Origin of the sequence: Gordonia metallireducens (assembly GCF_021245825.1) — a bacterium.
GTDB classification, from domain to species: domain Bacteria; phylum Actinomycetota; class Actinomycetes; order Mycobacteriales; family Mycobacteriaceae; genus Gordonia; species Gordonia namibiensis.
The window spans coordinates 16,560-30,740 of the sequence record NZ_JAJQJP010000020.1; the positions used below are offsets into that span (position 1 = coordinate 16,560).

Annotated in this window: 12 protein-coding genes; 4 read left to right on the plus strand and 8 right to left on the minus strand. The window is 68.4% G+C overall.

The genetic code is table 11. From position 1 onward, the window contains the following. Window positions 1-28: 28 nt before the first annotated feature. The 7 genes from pheS to infC all read right to left on the minus strand — a co-directional run bounded on the left by pheS (window position 29) and on the right by infC (window position 7,603). On the minus strand, window positions 29-1,081 hold the full coding sequence (gene pheS, locus LQD00_RS06515) for a phenylalanine--tRNA ligase subunit alpha (RefSeq protein ID WP_232716209.1): 1,053 nt from the start codon (window positions 1,079-1,081) through the stop codon (window positions 29-31). A gap of 96 nt (window positions 1,082-1,177) precedes the next feature. After that, window positions 1,178-2,605, minus strand: a complete 1,428-nt coding sequence (locus LQD00_RS06520) for an acyltransferase family protein (protein WP_232716210.1) — start codon at window positions 2,603-2,605, stop codon at window positions 1,178-1,180. Window positions 2,606-2,877: 272 nt separating this feature from the next. Next, complete coding sequence (locus LQD00_RS06525) at window positions 2,878-5,370, minus strand: Tex family protein (RefSeq protein ID WP_406566969.1); 2,493 nt, start codon at window positions 5,368-5,370, stop codon at window positions 2,878-2,880. A 34-nt stretch (window positions 5,371-5,404) separates the two neighbouring features. Then, entirely contained in the window at window positions 5,405-6,214 is an 810-nt protein-coding gene (locus LQD00_RS06530) for a TrmH family RNA methyltransferase (RefSeq protein ID WP_232716212.1), read from the minus strand. Between the two features lie 47 nt (window positions 6,215-6,261). Continuing rightward, complete coding sequence (rplT, locus tag LQD00_RS06535; RefSeq protein ID WP_005178731.1) at window positions 6,262-6,642, minus strand: 50S ribosomal protein L20; 381 nt, start codon at window positions 6,640-6,642, stop codon at window positions 6,262-6,264. Window positions 6,643-6,685: 43 nt separating this feature from the next. Next, a complete protein-coding gene (gene rpmI / locus LQD00_RS06540) occupies window positions 6,686-6,880 on the minus strand; it encodes a 50S ribosomal protein L35 (protein ID WP_005200211.1) in 195 nt (64 codons plus the stop codon). Between the two features lie 120 nt (window positions 6,881-7,000). Then, on the minus strand, window positions 7,001-7,603 hold the full coding sequence (infC, locus tag LQD00_RS06545; protein WP_081712428.1) for a translation initiation factor IF-3: 603 nt from the start codon (window positions 7,601-7,603) through the stop codon (window positions 7,001-7,003). Window positions 7,604-7,918: 315 nt separating this feature from the next. Here infC and LQD00_RS06550 point away from each other — a divergent pair, with 315 nt between their 5' ends. Both LQD00_RS06550 and LQD00_RS06555 read left to right on the plus strand, forming a co-directional pair. Next, complete coding sequence (locus LQD00_RS06550) at window positions 7,919-8,344, plus strand: DUF1844 domain-containing protein (protein ID WP_232716213.1); 426 nt, start codon at window positions 7,919-7,921, stop codon at window positions 8,342-8,344. A gap of 175 nt (window positions 8,345-8,519) precedes the next feature. Then, a complete protein-coding gene (locus LQD00_RS06555; protein WP_232716215.1) occupies window positions 8,520-8,822 on the plus strand; it encodes a PspA domain-containing protein in 303 nt (100 codons plus the stop codon). 90 nt (window positions 8,823-8,912) lie between these two features. Here LQD00_RS06555 and uvrA read toward each other — a convergent pair whose 3' ends face one another. Beyond that, window positions 8,913-11,795, minus strand: a complete 2,883-nt coding sequence (uvrA, locus tag LQD00_RS06560; protein ID WP_232716217.1) for an excinuclease ABC subunit UvrA — start codon at window positions 11,793-11,795, stop codon at window positions 8,913-8,915. Window positions 11,796-12,060: 265 nt separating this feature from the next. Here uvrA and LQD00_RS06565 point away from each other — a divergent pair, with 265 nt between their 5' ends. Together LQD00_RS06565 and LQD00_RS06570 are read left to right on the plus strand one after the other, a co-directional pair. Further along, window positions 12,061-12,741 carry an MBL fold metallo-hydrolase gene (locus LQD00_RS06565; RefSeq protein ID WP_232716219.1) on the plus strand — a complete coding sequence of 227 codons (681 nt, stop codon included), beginning with the start codon at window positions 12,061-12,063 and terminating at the stop codon, window positions 12,739-12,741. Window positions 12,742-13,026: 285 nt separating this feature from the next. Next, on the plus strand, window positions 13,027-14,145 hold the full coding sequence (locus LQD00_RS06570; protein ID WP_232716221.1) for a DoxX family protein: 1,119 nt from the start codon (window positions 13,027-13,029) through the stop codon (window positions 14,143-14,145). Window positions 14,146-14,181: the final 36 nt, after the last annotated feature.

A 14,181-nucleotide genomic window follows, 5' to 3' on the forward strand; every position in this document is an offset into this window, starting at 1 on the left:
GGAAGTCTGAGGATGCTCGCCGGGCCGGTCAGGCGGCCGGACCGAATGGGAGGGTGAACCGGATGTCGCCCTCGACCATGTCGCGCATGTCGGAGATGTCGTTGCGGAACTGCAGGGTGCGCTCCAGGCCCATGCCGAAGGCGAAGCCGGAGTAGACGTCCGGGTCTATTCCGCTGGCGCGCAGCACGTTCGGGTTGACCATGCCGCAACCGCCCCACTCGACCCAGCCGGGTCCGCCCTTCTTGGCCGGGAACCAGACGTCGACCTCGGCCGACGGTTCGGTGAACGGGAAGTACGACGCACGCATCCGGGTGGTGGTCTCCGGTCCGAACAGCGCACGGGCGAAGGTCTCGAGGGTGCCGCGCAGGTTCGCCAGCGTCAGACCCTTGTCGACCGCGAGTCCCTCGATCTGGTGGAAGACCGGCGTGTGGGTGGCGTCGAGCTCGTCGGTGCGGAAGGTGCGACCGGGGCAGGCCACGTAGATCGGCAGGTCGCGGTTGAGCATCGAGCGCACCTGGACTGGCGAGGTGTGTGTGCGCAGCACCTGGCGCGAGCCCTCGGGCGCGATGTAGAAGGTGTCCTGCATGGAGCGCGCCGGGTGATCCGGCAGGAAGTTGAGGGCGTCGAAGTTGTGGTGCTCGGTCTCGACCTCGGGCCCCTCGGCGATCTCCCAACCCATGGCGACGAAGACGTCGGCGACCTGCTCGGCGATCACGGTGATGGGATGACGGGCGCCGACCGGGCGACGACCGCTGGGCAGCGTCACGTCGACCGATTCGGCGACGAGGACCGCCGCGTCACGTTCGGCCTCGAGGGTCGCGGTCCGCGATTCCAGCGCCGCGGTCACCCGACCCCGAACCTGGTTCACGAGCTTGCCGGCCTCCGAACGCTGCTCCTTCGGCAGGCTGCCGAGGGCGCGCCGGGCCAGTGCGATCGGCGACCGGTCGCCGAGGTGCGCGGACTTCGCCGCGGACAGCTGCTCGAGATCGGCCGCCGCCTCGAAGGCCTCGACGGCCGACGTCGCCGCCGCCTCGAGGTCGTCGGGTCCGGGGAATACCGTTTCGTCGGCGGAAGTGGCCACGGTCGGCGAGCTCCTCATGCGTGGGTCGGTGGGTGGACGGCGTCGTCGTCACGCGGAGGGCTGGTCGAGCGCGGGAGAACCGGCTCGAGGCGACCGTCAACGGCGGCGATGACTCCCATCGAGGGTAGTCGACCGCCGCGAGGCGCTGACCTGCAGGGAGGCGTCGCCTCCGGGAAGTGCGTCCGCTCCGCGACGCGGTGCGGGCCGAAGAGCGAGGACACGAGCCGTCACCGCGCATCCGATCCCGGCGATCAGCCACATGCGGCCGCCCCCGAGCAGCCCGTACCGCGACACCATCAGGACGGCGACACCGAGGCACACCAGGACGCCCGCCAGGGTCACGTCCCGCACGCGTCCGGCACGGCGGGCGGCCGGGTCGTCCCACCACGGGATCGACCGGTTCTCCAACGGAGACAGCATCGCGACGACGGGAACCATCAGGGCGAGGAGCAGCATCGTCTGCAGTCCGACGACGATCGGGAACGACGCGGAGTGCACGTCGGCGCGATCCAGGCCCGAGGCCGCGCCCAGGACGATGACCGCGGCGAGGACCGGGAGGTGCCAGAGATACAGCGTCATCGCACCACGGTTGCCGAGGACTACCCACCACCAGACCCGCGGACGGTCGGCGATGCTCACCAGTACTCGACGCACCGCGATGGCGCCCGCGCACAGCACGATCGCGTGACCCGCGAGAAGCAGGCTGGGCGGGCTCATGTTCGACAGCTGCTGGCCCGGCACCGTGACGAGGGAGACCTCATACGGACCCCACTGCACGAGCCCGGCGTCGAGGATCAGGGCGCCGATCGCCACGGCCGCCGCGGTTCCCGGACGTAGGATTCGCCGCGCGTAGGCGACACCGAGTACAGCCGGGATCGTCCAGACGGTGAGGAAGTTCAGGTAACCGAGCCACGACGGCCCGTGGTCGAGTCGGACGGCGTCGATCAGTGCCGTACTCCCCCAGCAGGTTCCGAGTGCGATCGCCACCTGGAGAGATGTGCGGATCCGCTGCAGCAGTGGGACGACGGCCAGCACGAGCAGGTACGCACCGAGGAACCAGAGCAACTGCACCCCAAGGCGTGCGACGACATCGGCCGCGGCGTCGAGGCCGGCCGTCGTCAGTCCGGCCAGCACGACGAGTACGACTCCGAGGTACCAGCCGAGCGGCCGAAGAAGACGCTGGGTACGCGTGAACAGCCAGTGCCCGGCTGACGGGGTGTCGCCGGGAGCCCGGGACATCCAGCCGTGCGTCGACGCCGCGGCCCCCGCGAAGAAGAACAGCGGCAGCACCTGGAGCAGCCAGGTGGCCGGCTGCAGGATCGGCACATCCCCGAGTGTGTTGCCGAGGTGGATCGCGCCGTCGGACGTGTCGACGGTCAGCATGATCGAGTGACCGGCGACCACCACGAGCAGCGAGCAGATGCGGATGAGGTCGATGACCCGATCCCGGTCTCCGGTGAGGGCGGCCAGCTCGAGTGGTGTCGGCAGACTCCCGGACTTCCGGCGGGGTGACGTCGTGAGCATGCGTCGAGTGTCGCCGGGTACGCGCCGCCGGACCTGAGCAGAATTACTCGGTCGGGGTCGGCAATCCCCGCAGCCCCGCTCCGCGATCCGCCGCCGAAAGCCACCCCCGAAACCCGCCCCCGGAATCCGCCCTCCAGAGGCGGGCCGGCGACACACTGTCGTCGGTCGACTTCTGGAGGGCCGATCTCAGGGGCGCTTTTCAGCTGGTCGGGGTGTGGGCGCGAACAGCAACGGTCCCGGCACCATGCGTGCCGGGACCGTTGTCGGGAGAGCTACTTGCCGAAGCCGGCGCGCTTGAGGGCGTCGGCCATCGCACCGCTGGGCGCGGGCCTGCGGTCGTTGCGGTTGCTGCCGCCCGCGCGGTTGCCCGGGTTGCCGCGACCGCCCTGGCCGCCCTGACCACCGCGCTGATCGTTGCGGCGCTGACCACCACCGCGATTGCCGCCGTTGTCGCTGCGGGGCACACGGGCGCCGCCCTTGCCGCCGGTGTTGCCGGCACCTGGCTCGTCGTCGAGGCGCAGGGACAGGCCGATCCGCTTGCGTTCGACGTCGACGTCCATGACCTTCACCTTGACGATGTCGCCGGACTTCACGACCTCGTGCGGGTCGGAGACGAAGCGGTGGGCCATGGCCGACACGTGCACCAGGCCGTCCTGGTGGACGCCCACGTCGACGAAGGCACCGAAGGCCGCCACGTTGGTGACCTGACCTTCCAGCACCATGCCCGGTGTGAGGTCGGAGACCTTCTCGATACCGGCGGCGAAGGTCGCGGTCTTGAACTCCGGGCGCGGGTCGCGACCCGGCTTGTCGAGCTCGGCGATGATGTCGATGACAGTCGGACGACCGAAGGTCTCGTCGACAAAGTCGTCGGGACGCAGCTTGGTGAGGGTCGCGGTGTCGCCGATCAGCGAGCGGACGTCGGTGCCGACCTTGTCCAGAATCCGGGTGACGACCGGGTAGGCCTCCGGGTGCACGCTGGACGCGTCGAGCGGGTTGTCGCCGTCGGTGATCCGGAGGAAGCCGGCACACTGCTCGAACGCCTTGGGTCCGAGGCGCGGGACATCGGTGATCTGCTTGCGGCTGCGGAAGGCGCCGTTCGAGTCACGATGCGCGACAATCGATTCCGCAAGTCCGGCGGTGATTCCGGACACGCGGGACAGCAGCGGCACCGATGCGGTGTTCACATCCACACCCACCGCGTTCACCGCGTCCTCGACCACGGCACCGAGCGAGCGTGCGAGCAGCGTCTCGGAGACGTCGTGCTGGTACTGCCCGACGCCGATCGACTTGGGATCGATCTTCACCAGTTCGGCGAGCGGATCCTGCAGGCGGCGGGCGATCGACACCGCACCGCGGATCGACACGTCGAGGTCGGGCAGTTCCTTCGACGCGTATGCCGACGCCGAGTACACCGAGGCGCCCGCCTCCGACACGACGACACTGGTCGGCGGCTTCTTGCCGGAGTCCTTGATGGCGGCGATCAGTTCGCCGGCCAGCGCATCGGTCTCGCGGGATGCGGTGCCGTTGCCGATCGCGATCAGGTCGACGCCGTGCTTCTGGACGAGCGCTCCCAACACCGCGAGCGCGCCGGCCTTGTCGCGGCGCGGCTCGTGCGGGTAGATGGTGGCGGTGTCGACGACCTTGCCGGTCTCGTTTACCACGGCGACCTTCACACCGGTCCGCAGGCCGGGGTCGAGTCCCATCGTGGTGCGGGCACCGGCGGGTGCGGCCAGGAGGAGGTCCTTGAGGTTGGTCGCGAAGACCGCCACCGCATCGGCCTCGGCGGCCTGGCGCAGCCGCATCCGGACGTCGAGGGAGAGTCCGACGAACAGTTTGGTGCGCCACGCCCAGCGCACGGTGTCGGCGAGCCAGCGGTCGGCGGGACGGCCCTGATCGGAGATCCCGAACCGCGCGGCGATGCGCTGCTCGTACGGACCGGGTCCGGCCGGGCGGTCGGCCGCCTCCGGATCGGCGTCGAGGGTGACCGACAGGATCTCCTCGCGCTCCCCGCGCAGCACGGCGAGCACCCGGTGCGACGGGATCGAGGTGAAGGGCTCGGAGAAGTCGAAGTAGTCGGCGAACTTGGCGCCGGCCGACTCCTTGCCCTCGCGCACCGCGGTCCGCAGCACGCCGGTCTGCCACATCAGTTCACGCAGTTCACCGACCAGGTCGGCATCCTCGGCGAACCGTTCGACGGCGATCGCGCGCGCACCGTCGAGCTGCTCGGCGGTGAAGGTCGACGGGTCGGTGGTCGGGTCCGACAGGAGGGCGTCGGCCACCGGCTCGTGCCCGGCCTCGCGGGCGATCTGGGCCTTCGTGCGGCGCTTCGGCTTGTAAGGCAGGTAGATGTCCTCGAGGCGGGCCTTGGTGTCGGCCGCGAGGATTCGTGCGTCGAGTTCGGGGTCGAGCTTGCCCTGGGCGGCAATCGACTCGCGGACCGACTGACGCCGGGCCTCGAGGTCGCGGAGGTAGCCGAGACGCTCGTCGAGGGTGCGCAGCTGGGCGTCGTCGAGACCGCCGGTGACCTCCTTGCGGTACCGGGCGACGAACGGGACCGTCGACCCGCCGTCGAGCAGTTCGATCGCGGCCCGGACCTGACCGACGCCGACGCCGAGTTCGGTGGCGATCGCCGACGCGATGCGGCTGTTCACGACTGCGGGGTCGGGAGCGGGCACCGTCTGCGGGGTCGCGGCCTCCGATGGGGCGGGAACTGCGGGAGCGGACTCGGGCTGGGGCGCGGAGGCGGGTGACACGGTTTCTGACACGATCGCCGACCCTACCGGCCGCCTCGGACAGCTGTCAGCCGCGACCCACCGCCTTGTGGACGCGCGCACTCTCGTACAGACAGATCGCCGCCGCGGCGGCGACGTTCAGGCTCTCGGCGCGTCCGCGGATGGGGATGGACACCCGGTGGTCGGCGGCCGTCTGGATGCCGGCGGGCAGCCCGTGGGCCTCGTTGCCGAAGAGCCAGCCGATCCGGCCGGACAGCACCTCGGCGGCGTGGTCGAGGTTCACCTCACCGTCGGCGGCGGTCGCGAGCAGCGAGATGCCGGCGTCGGAGATGGCATCGAGACCCTCGGTCAGGGTGCGCTGCCGCACCACCGGCACGGTGAAGACACTGCCGGCGCTCGCGCGGACACATTTCCCGTTGTGGGGATCGACCGCGTCACCGAGCAGCACGACGGCGTCGGCGCCCATCGCGTCGGCGCATCGGATGAGCGTTCCGGCGTTCCCGGGTTCCCGAGGTTCGACGGCGATCGCGAGCAGCCGCGGCTCGTCGGCGAGAACGGTCTCGAGCGGCACGTCGAGGAGCGGGCAGACGGCGAAGATCCCGGGCGGGGTCGAGGTCTCCGCGAGCTTCGACGCCGCTCGAGCAGAGATGACGAGAACCGGGACGCCGGCCGACTCGGCGGCATCGGTGATCTCCCGATGCCGGAGTCGGTCCTCGTCGGCGACCAGCACGACCTCGGCGCGTTCGACCGCGAGAGCCGAGGACACCGAGTTGGCCCCCTCGGCGAGGAAACGCCCCTGCTCGCGCCGCTCGGCAGCGCGATGGAGCTTTGCATACGACACGACCCGCGAGGATCGCTCGGACAGGATCTCCGTCATCGGATCATCCCTCGGGCGACTCGCGGGTCGTGTGTGGTGTGGCGCAATCAGGCAGCCGGGGCGTTGACGTCAGCCGGCAGGGCCTTGCGGGCGACCTCGACCAGGCCGGTGAAGGCCTCGGGATCGGTCACCGCGATGTCGGCGAGCACCTTGCGGTCAACCTCGACACCAGCGGCCTTGAGGCCCTGGATGAAGCGGTTGTAGGTGATGTCGTTGGCGCGGGCCGCAGCGTTGATACGCGCGATCCACAGCTTCCGGAACTCACCCTTGCGGGCGCGACGGTCCCGGTAGGCGTAGGTCATCGAGTGGAGCTGCTGCTCCTTGGCCTTGCGGTAGAGGCGCGACCGCTGTCCGCGGTAGCCCTTCGAGGCCTCGAGGGTGGACCGACGCTTCTTCTGGGCGTTCACTGCCCTTTTCACGCGTGCCATGTGTTAAATCCTTTTGCTTGTCAGAGGTCTGGGTTCGCGCGCGTCAGATGTTCAGCAGGCGCTTGATGCGAGGGGTGTCGTTCTCGCTGACGACGGTGGTGCCGTCGAGACGACGGGTGCGCTTGGAAGGCTTGTGCTCCAGCAGGTGGCGGCGGTTGGCCTTCTGACGGACGATCTTGCCGCTGCCGGTCACCTTGAATCGCTTCGCGGTGCCCTTGTGGGTCTTGCTCTTAGGCATGTCTTTCCTTCTGTCGGGCGAACTCGGGCAGCCGAACCTGACCAGGTCCGGCTGGAATCCGGGTTCACGTCTCGTGATCTCGGCCGGGACGGGGCATGCACCCGCGTCCGGCCGAACGGCTCAGCTCTCGTCCGGCGCGTTCTTCGGGCCGCCGGAACGTTCGCGGCTCTCTTGCGCCTTCTGGCGGGTCTTCGCACCCTTGTGCGGGGCGAGGACCATCGTCATGTTGCGACCGTCCTGCTTGGCCGAGGTCTCGACGAAGCCGTAATCGGCGACATCGTTGCCCAGGCGCTGCAACAGGCGGTAGCCGAGCTCAGGACGGGACTGCTCGCGGCCGCGGAACATGATGGTCACCTTCACCTTCGACCCCGCCTCGAGGAACCGGACGACGTGACCCTTCTTGGTCTCGTAGTCGTGGTCGTCGATCTTGGGGCGGAGCTTCTGCTCCTTGATGACGGTCATCTGCTGATTGCGACGCGATTCGCGCTGCTTCTGGGCCGCTTCGTACTTGAACTTGCCGTAGTCCATGATCTTGCAGACCGGCGGACGGGCGTCGGGAGCCACCTCGACGAGGTCGAGGTCGGCTTCGTAAGCCAAGCGAAGCGCATCTTCAACACGCACGATGCCCACCTGCTCCGAGTTGGGTCCGACGAGTCGGACCTCAGGGACGCGGATGCGCTCGTTGATGCGGGTCTCAGTGCTGATGGGGCCTCCTAGTTCAATCCTGCAGTGGTAACCGTCGCGTCGTGGCGAGGGTCGTGTGCAGGAGAACGAGCGCAAACCTCAGCAAACGAGCCCCGGGACAGTGTCCGCGGGGCTCCGTTACCGACCGATTCTCTTCACTGCATCTCGAGGGCACAGCGCGGCCGATCTCTCCAGTCGCATCACGAGGATGCGATCTGCGACGATCGGCGTGAACCGGACCGTGCGACTGCGGCGAACTCGCCAGGCGAGGACTCGCGTCGAACGGTGGGAGCGGAACTCCACTTACGACCCCGGCGCATACCAGGGCGGTCGTGCTATGGGAGTCTAACAGCCATGGCCGAGAACCCCAATTCGTCACAAGCACCGACACCCCAGGGGGGTGCGACGGGCAGTGGCGCCGACATCGATGATGCGGCACGCACTGACTTCGACAACGTCCGTGACCTGGGAGATATTCCGGCCATCGAGGTCATCACCCGGTCCATCGTGATGCTCATGAGTGCCGCCGCCGAGAAGTTGGGCCTGGCCGAGGGCACCCCGGAGGACCGGATCGACCTGCCCGAGGCCCGCACCCTCATCACCGCGCTGGCCGGCCTCGTCGATGCGTCGAAGGCCGACCTCGGCATCCATGCCGCCCCGATCCGCGACGGCCTCAAGGGCCTGCAGCTCGCCTTCCGCGAGGCCAGCGCCTACCCGGACGAGCCCGGCGAAGGACCCGGCGAGAAGTACACCGGCCCGGTGCGGGCGCCGAAGAAGTAGGCGGACCTCGATACGCGGCGTCCTCGCTTCGCTCGGTCGTCGCTACTCGGCCGGCCGGCCGGGCGCGGGTCCCGCGTCGGTCGCTCGATCGTCGCCGGTCGGCCGGCAGGGCTCTGCTGGTTGAGCAGGTCAAGAGCGTAGCGACGAGCCGTGTCGAAACCACTAACCTGGACTCATGACGAATCCCGGAGAGTCCGACGCACCGAACACGTCCCCGTCGGACGACATCATCGATGCGGAGATCGTGCACACCGGCCCGGTTCCGGGAACCCTCCCCGACCCCGACTACACCGAGAGCGGTGTCCCGACCTTCGACTTCGTCCGCGACAAGATCGAGAACCGGATCACCACTGCGATCGGCTCCCAGGAACTCGCCGAGGCGAGTGCCGAAGGCCAGAGCGTCGACGAGATGATGCGCAAGCGCGACGAGGCCGCGAAGAAGCGGCTCGAGGAGATCCGCAAGTCGATGGGCCAATAGCCCAACCGTACGCACAATCGCCACTTCCGAGCAGAGGCGCTGGCTGTAACCAGCACTGCTGCAACGGAAGTGGCGATTCTGCTGTGGCTGTCAGCCGGCCGAGGCGACCGTCTCGTCGACCTCGAGGATCTCGGCGAGGAACTTGCCGGTGTGGCTGCCCGGGGCGACCGCGATGTCCTCGGGGGTGCCCTCGGCGACGACCGTGCCGCCGCCGCTGCCACCCTCGGGTCCCATGTCGATGACCCAGTCGGCAGTCTTGATGACGTCGAGGTTGTGCTCGATGGTGATGACCGTGTTGCCCTTGTCGACGAGGCCGTTGATCACCGCGAGGAGCTTCTTGATGTCCTCGAAGTGCAGGCCGGTGGTCGGCTCGTCGAGGATGTAGACGGTGCGACCCATCGACCGCTTCTGCAGCTCCGACGCCAGCTTCACGCGCTGCGCCTCGCCACCCGACAGGGTCGGGGCCGGCTGTCCGAGGCGGACGTAACCGAGACCGACGTCGTTGAGGGTCTTGAGGTAGCGATGGATCGAGGTGACCGGCTCGAAGAAGTCGGCGGCCTCCTCGATCGGCATGTCGAGAACCTCGGCGATGGTCTTGCCCTTGTAGTGGACCTCGAGGGTCTCGCGGTTGTAGCGGGCACCGTGGCACACCTCGCACGGGACGTAGACGTCCGGCAGGAAGTTCATCTCGATCTTGATCGTGCCCTCGCCGGTGCAGGCCTCACATCGGCCGCCCTTGACGTTGAACGAGAACCGGCCCGGCTGGTAGCCGCGCACCTTGGCCTCGGTGGTCGCCGCGAACAGGGTGCGGATCTTGTCGAAGACGCCGGTGTAGGTCGCCGGGTTGGAGCGCGGGGTGCGTCCGATCGGCGACTGGTCGACCTGGACGAGCTTGTCGAGGTTGTCGAGTCCCTTGATCCGAGTGTGGCGGCCGGGCACCTGACGTGCGCCGTTGAGCTTGTTGGCGAGCACTGTCGCGAGGATGTCGTTGACCAGCGTCGACTTGCCGGAGCCGGACACACCGGTCACCGCCGTCATCACGCCGAGCGGGAACGACACCTCGATCCCGCGCAGGTTGTGCTCACGCGCACCGACGACGGTCAGCTGACGCTTGCGGTCGATCGGCCGGCGGATCTCCGGGATCGGGAGTGAATCCCGGCCCGAGAGGTATGCACCGGTCAGCGACTGACGGTTCTTCAGCAGTTCCTTGTAGCTGCCGCTGTGCACGACGTGACCGCCGTGCTCACCGGCCCGGGGACCGATGTCGACGATCCAGTCGGCGGACCGGATGGTGTCCTCGTCGTGCTCGACGACGATCAGCGTGTTGCCCAGGTCGCGGAGTCGGGTGAGGGTCTCGATCAGTCGACGGTTGTCGCGCTGATGCAGACCGATCGACGGCTCGTCGAGGACGTAGAGGACACCCGCGAGTCCGGAGCCGATCTGCGTCGCGAGACGGATGCGCTGGGCCTCGCCACCCGACAGCGATCCGGCCGCACGCGACAGCGACAGGTACTCCAGTCCGACGTCGAGCAGGAAGCGGATGCGTGCCTGGACCTCTTTGAGCACGCGGCCGGCGATCGCGGCCTGACGCTCGTCGAGGTGGAGGTTGTCGAGGAAGTTCGCGCAGTCGGCGACCGACAGCGCACAGACCTCGGCGATCGACTTCGGGCCGTACTCGGGATGGTCGAGGGTGACCGCGAGGATCTCCGGACGCAGACGCGCACCCTGGCAGGCGGGGCACGGCACGTCGCGCATGTACCCCTCGTAGCGTTCCTTCATCTGCTCGGACTCCGTCTGGTCCATCCGCCGGGCGAGGAACGACATGACGCCCTCGAACTCGGTGTAGTACGAGCGGGTTCGTCCGTAGCGGTTGCGGAACTTCACGTGCACCTGGTGGTCGCTGCCGTTGAGCAACGCTCGACGAGCCTTGACCGGAAGCTTCTTCCACGGGGTGTTGATGTCGAAGCCCATCTGGTCGGCCAGACCCGACATCAGGCGCAGGAAGTAGTCTGCGTTGTGGCCGGTCGACCACGGCGCGATCGCACCCTCGGCGAGGCTCATCTCCGGGTCGGGCACGACGAGTTCCTCGTCGACCTCCTTGCGGATGCCGAGGCCGTCGCACTCGGGGCAGGCGCCGTAGGGCGAGTTGAACGAAAACGAGCGCGGCTCGAGGTCGTCGATCGCGATCGGGTGGGCGTTGGGGCACGCCATCTTCTCGGAGAACCGACGCTCGCGGTTCGGGTCGTCCTCTTCGAGGTCGACGAAGTCGAGCACGATGATGCCGTCGGCGAGCCGCAGCCCGGTCTCCACCGAATCGGTGAGACGCTGCTTGGCGCCGGCCTTGACGACGAGGCGGTCGACGACGACCTCGATGTCGTGCTTCTCCTGTTTCTTCAGCTTCGGCGGGTCGGTCAGCTGGTGGACGACGCCGTCGATGCGGGCGCGCGAGAAGCCCTGGGTCTGGAGTTCGGCGAAGAGGTCGACGAACTCGCCCTTGCGGGTTCGGACCACGGGCGCGAGGACCTGGAAGCGGGTGCCCTCCTCCATGGCGAGCACCTGGTCGACGATCTGCTGCGGCGTCTGCTTGGCGATCGCCTCGCCACAGATCGGACAGTGCGCCTTACCTGCGCGGGCATACAGCAGACGTAGGTAGTCGTAGACCTCGGTGATGGTGCCGACCGTCGACCGCGGGTTGCGGTTGGTCGACTTCTGGTCGATGGACACCGCCGGCGACAGACCTTCGATGAAGTCGACGTCGGGCTTGTCCATCTGACCGAGGAACTGCCGGGCGTAGGCCGAGAGCGACTCGACGTAGCGACGCTGGCCCTCGGCGAAGATCGTGTCGAAGGCGAGGGACGACTTGCCCGACCCCGACAACCCGGTGAACACGATGAGGCTGTCCCGGGGGAGGTCGACATCGATGCCGCGAAGATTGTGTTCGCGGGCACCTCGGACGATCAGACGATCAACCACTGCAGTCCTAACATTCTTTTCAAGTCAGAGTCTTCTCAAACTCACCGGGGCGCACGGGTGGCGCATGGGCACCGTAACGACGGGCACCGACAATTCTGTTCCGCATGCGTCGGCCCGGATGGGATTCGAGGCCCGCGGGCCGGACGATCGGTCTCGCCATCCGCGCATACACCATCGGACCGATAGTCCACGATACCCGCGCCCCGGCCACGCCCGACCGTCGCGAGCGTCACACACCGGACAAGCGGTGTCATAGCCTTGTCCCATGACTTCAGCGACACCGATCAGCGACTCCTACACCGGCGATCTCTCCGAGTCGAAGACCCCGCAGCGACGCACCCTGGACTCGGCCACCATCGTCAAACTGTCCGTCGGGTCGATGGACAACAACGTGTACGTGGTGACCTCGAAGGCCACCGGCGACCAGCTGATCATCGACGCCGCGAACGACGCAGACACGATCATCGCCACCCTCGACGCCATCGGCGGGAAGCCCGCACTGATCTTCACCACCCACCAGCACTTCGACCACGTGCAAGCCCTCGCCGCTGTTGCCGAGCACACCGGCGTCCCGACCGCTGCCGGCCGGTTCGACGCCCCTGAGTTGCCGGTCGCCCCGGATCGTCTCGTCGACGACGGCGACGTGATCGAGGTCGGCGACCTCCGCTTCGAGGCGATCCACCTCGTCGGCCACACCCCGGGCTCCATCGCCCTGGCCCTCACCGACGGCGACACCGTCCATCTGTTCACCGGCGACTGCCTGTTCCCCGGCGGCATCGGCAAGACCTGGAAGTCCGAGGACTTCGACACCCTCATCGAGGACGTCTCGACGAAGCTGTTCGACCGCTTCGGCGACTCGACCGTCGTCTACCCCGGCCACGGGAAGGACACCACCCTCGGCGCCGAGCGTCCGTCGCTGCAGGAGTGGCGCGAACGCGGCTGGTGACACCCCACAAACCCACCCCTTTTCCGTAAACTCGCCCCCTCACGACGGGGTGGGTTTACGGAAAAGGGGCGGGTTTGCTTCAGGTTTGGGCATGGGCCTCTCCGGTTACCTGACATCCGAAACGCTCTCCCGATCGTGACCTCGGTGCTCCCGAAGTTCCCGAACGGATCACGAAGAGTCGATTCACCTGCATGTATCCGAAGGGCGGGTAGCGTTGATCAGGCCAGAAATGCGCTGTACCCCGACGGATCTCGAACCGCACTCGATCGAAGAAGGTTGTGACCGATGATTCTCCGCCGTATCGCCCGCCCGCTCCTCGCATCTGCGTTCGTCGCCAGTGGCGTCGACGCCATCCGGAGCCCGAAACCGATCGCGCAGTCCGCGGCGCCGCTCGTCGACAAGGCGCGCACCGCTCTGCCCCAGGAGGTCGCGGACAAGGTCCCGGAGAACACCGAGACGCTGGTCCAGATCAACGCCGCGGCGCAGATCGGCGGCGGCATCCTGCTGGCGACCGGCAAGTTCCCGCGTCTCGCCTCGGTGGTCCTGGCCGGAACCCTGATCCCGACGACGGCCGCCGGCACGGACTTCTGGAACGAGGCCGACCCGGTCCGCAAGGAAGCCCAGCGCGACGCGTTCATCAAGAACGTCGGCCTGCTCGGCGGCGTGCTGCTGGCCGCGGTGGACACCGAGGGCAAGCCGTCGCTCGCGTGGCGCGGCAAGCAGAAGGCCAGTGCCGTCGCCGCAGCACTCCCGATCGGTGCCGCTGCCGGCCACTCGACCTGGGACACCCTCGTCGAGCGCGGCCATGAGGGCGCCGAGATCGTCGGCGAGCGGTCGGCCGAGGCCGGCGACCTGCTGAGCAAGGGCGCCCACGTGCTGTCCGAGCGTTCCGCGGAATGGACCTCCGAGGCCGCCGCCAAGTTCCGCGAGCACGCCCCCGAACTGGCCGAGTCCGCGCAGAAGCGTTCGCTCGAGATCGCGGAGCGGGCCGCCGACACCGCGGCCGAGGTCGCCGACCGTCTGCGCGACCGCGCCCCCGTTCTGGCCGACGCCGCCATCGTGCGTTCGTCGAACTTGGCCGACGCCGCGCTCGATCGCTCGTCGGAACTGGCCGAGACCGCACGCAAGCGCGGACCGAAGCTGGCCAAGCAGGCGCAGAAGCGCGCGAAGAAGGCCAAGAAGCAGGCCGCGAAGAACGCTCCGAAGTTCGCCGACGTCGCCCGCGACCGTTCTGCCGAGTTCGCCGACATCGCCCGGGATCGCTCGACCGGGTTCGCCGAACTCGCACGCGCCCGGTCGGCCGAGCTCGCCGAGTCCGCCCGGCATCTCGCGGCCGCCGCCGAGGAGACCGCGGCGCACACCGCAGACGAGGGTCGCAAGCGTTGGCGCAAGGCGCGCGGCTGACCGTCCTGCCCGGTAGCCCGATGCGAGGACGACGCT

Coding starts and splice junctions, on each gene's coding strand:
- LQD00_RS06550 (WP_232716213.1), top strand. CDS start 7,919: ATGGCCGAGAACCCCAATTCGTCACAAGCACCGACACCCCAGGGGGGT.
- rpmI (WP_005200211.1), bottom strand. CDS start 6,880: ATGCCTAAGAGCAAGACCCACAAGGGCACCGCGAAGCGATTCAAGGTG.
- rplT (WP_005178731.1), bottom strand. CDS start 6,642: ATGGCACGCGTGAAAAGGGCAGTGAACGCCCAGAAGAAGCGTCGGTCC.
- LQD00_RS06530 (WP_232716212.1), bottom strand. CDS start 6,214: ATGACGGAGATCCTGTCCGAGCGATCCTCGCGGGTCGTGTCGTATGCA.
- LQD00_RS06555 (WP_232716215.1), top strand. CDS start 8,520: ATGACGAATCCCGGAGAGTCCGACGCACCGAACACGTCCCCGTCGGAC.
- LQD00_RS06520 (WP_232716210.1), bottom strand. CDS start 2,605: ATGCTCACGACGTCACCCCGCCGGAAGTCCGGGAGTCTGCCGACACCA.
- LQD00_RS06565 (WP_232716219.1), top strand. CDS start 12,061: ATGACTTCAGCGACACCGATCAGCGACTCCTACACCGGCGATCTCTCC.
- LQD00_RS06570 (WP_232716221.1), top strand. CDS start 13,027: ATGATTCTCCGCCGTATCGCCCGCCCGCTCCTCGCATCTGCGTTCGTC.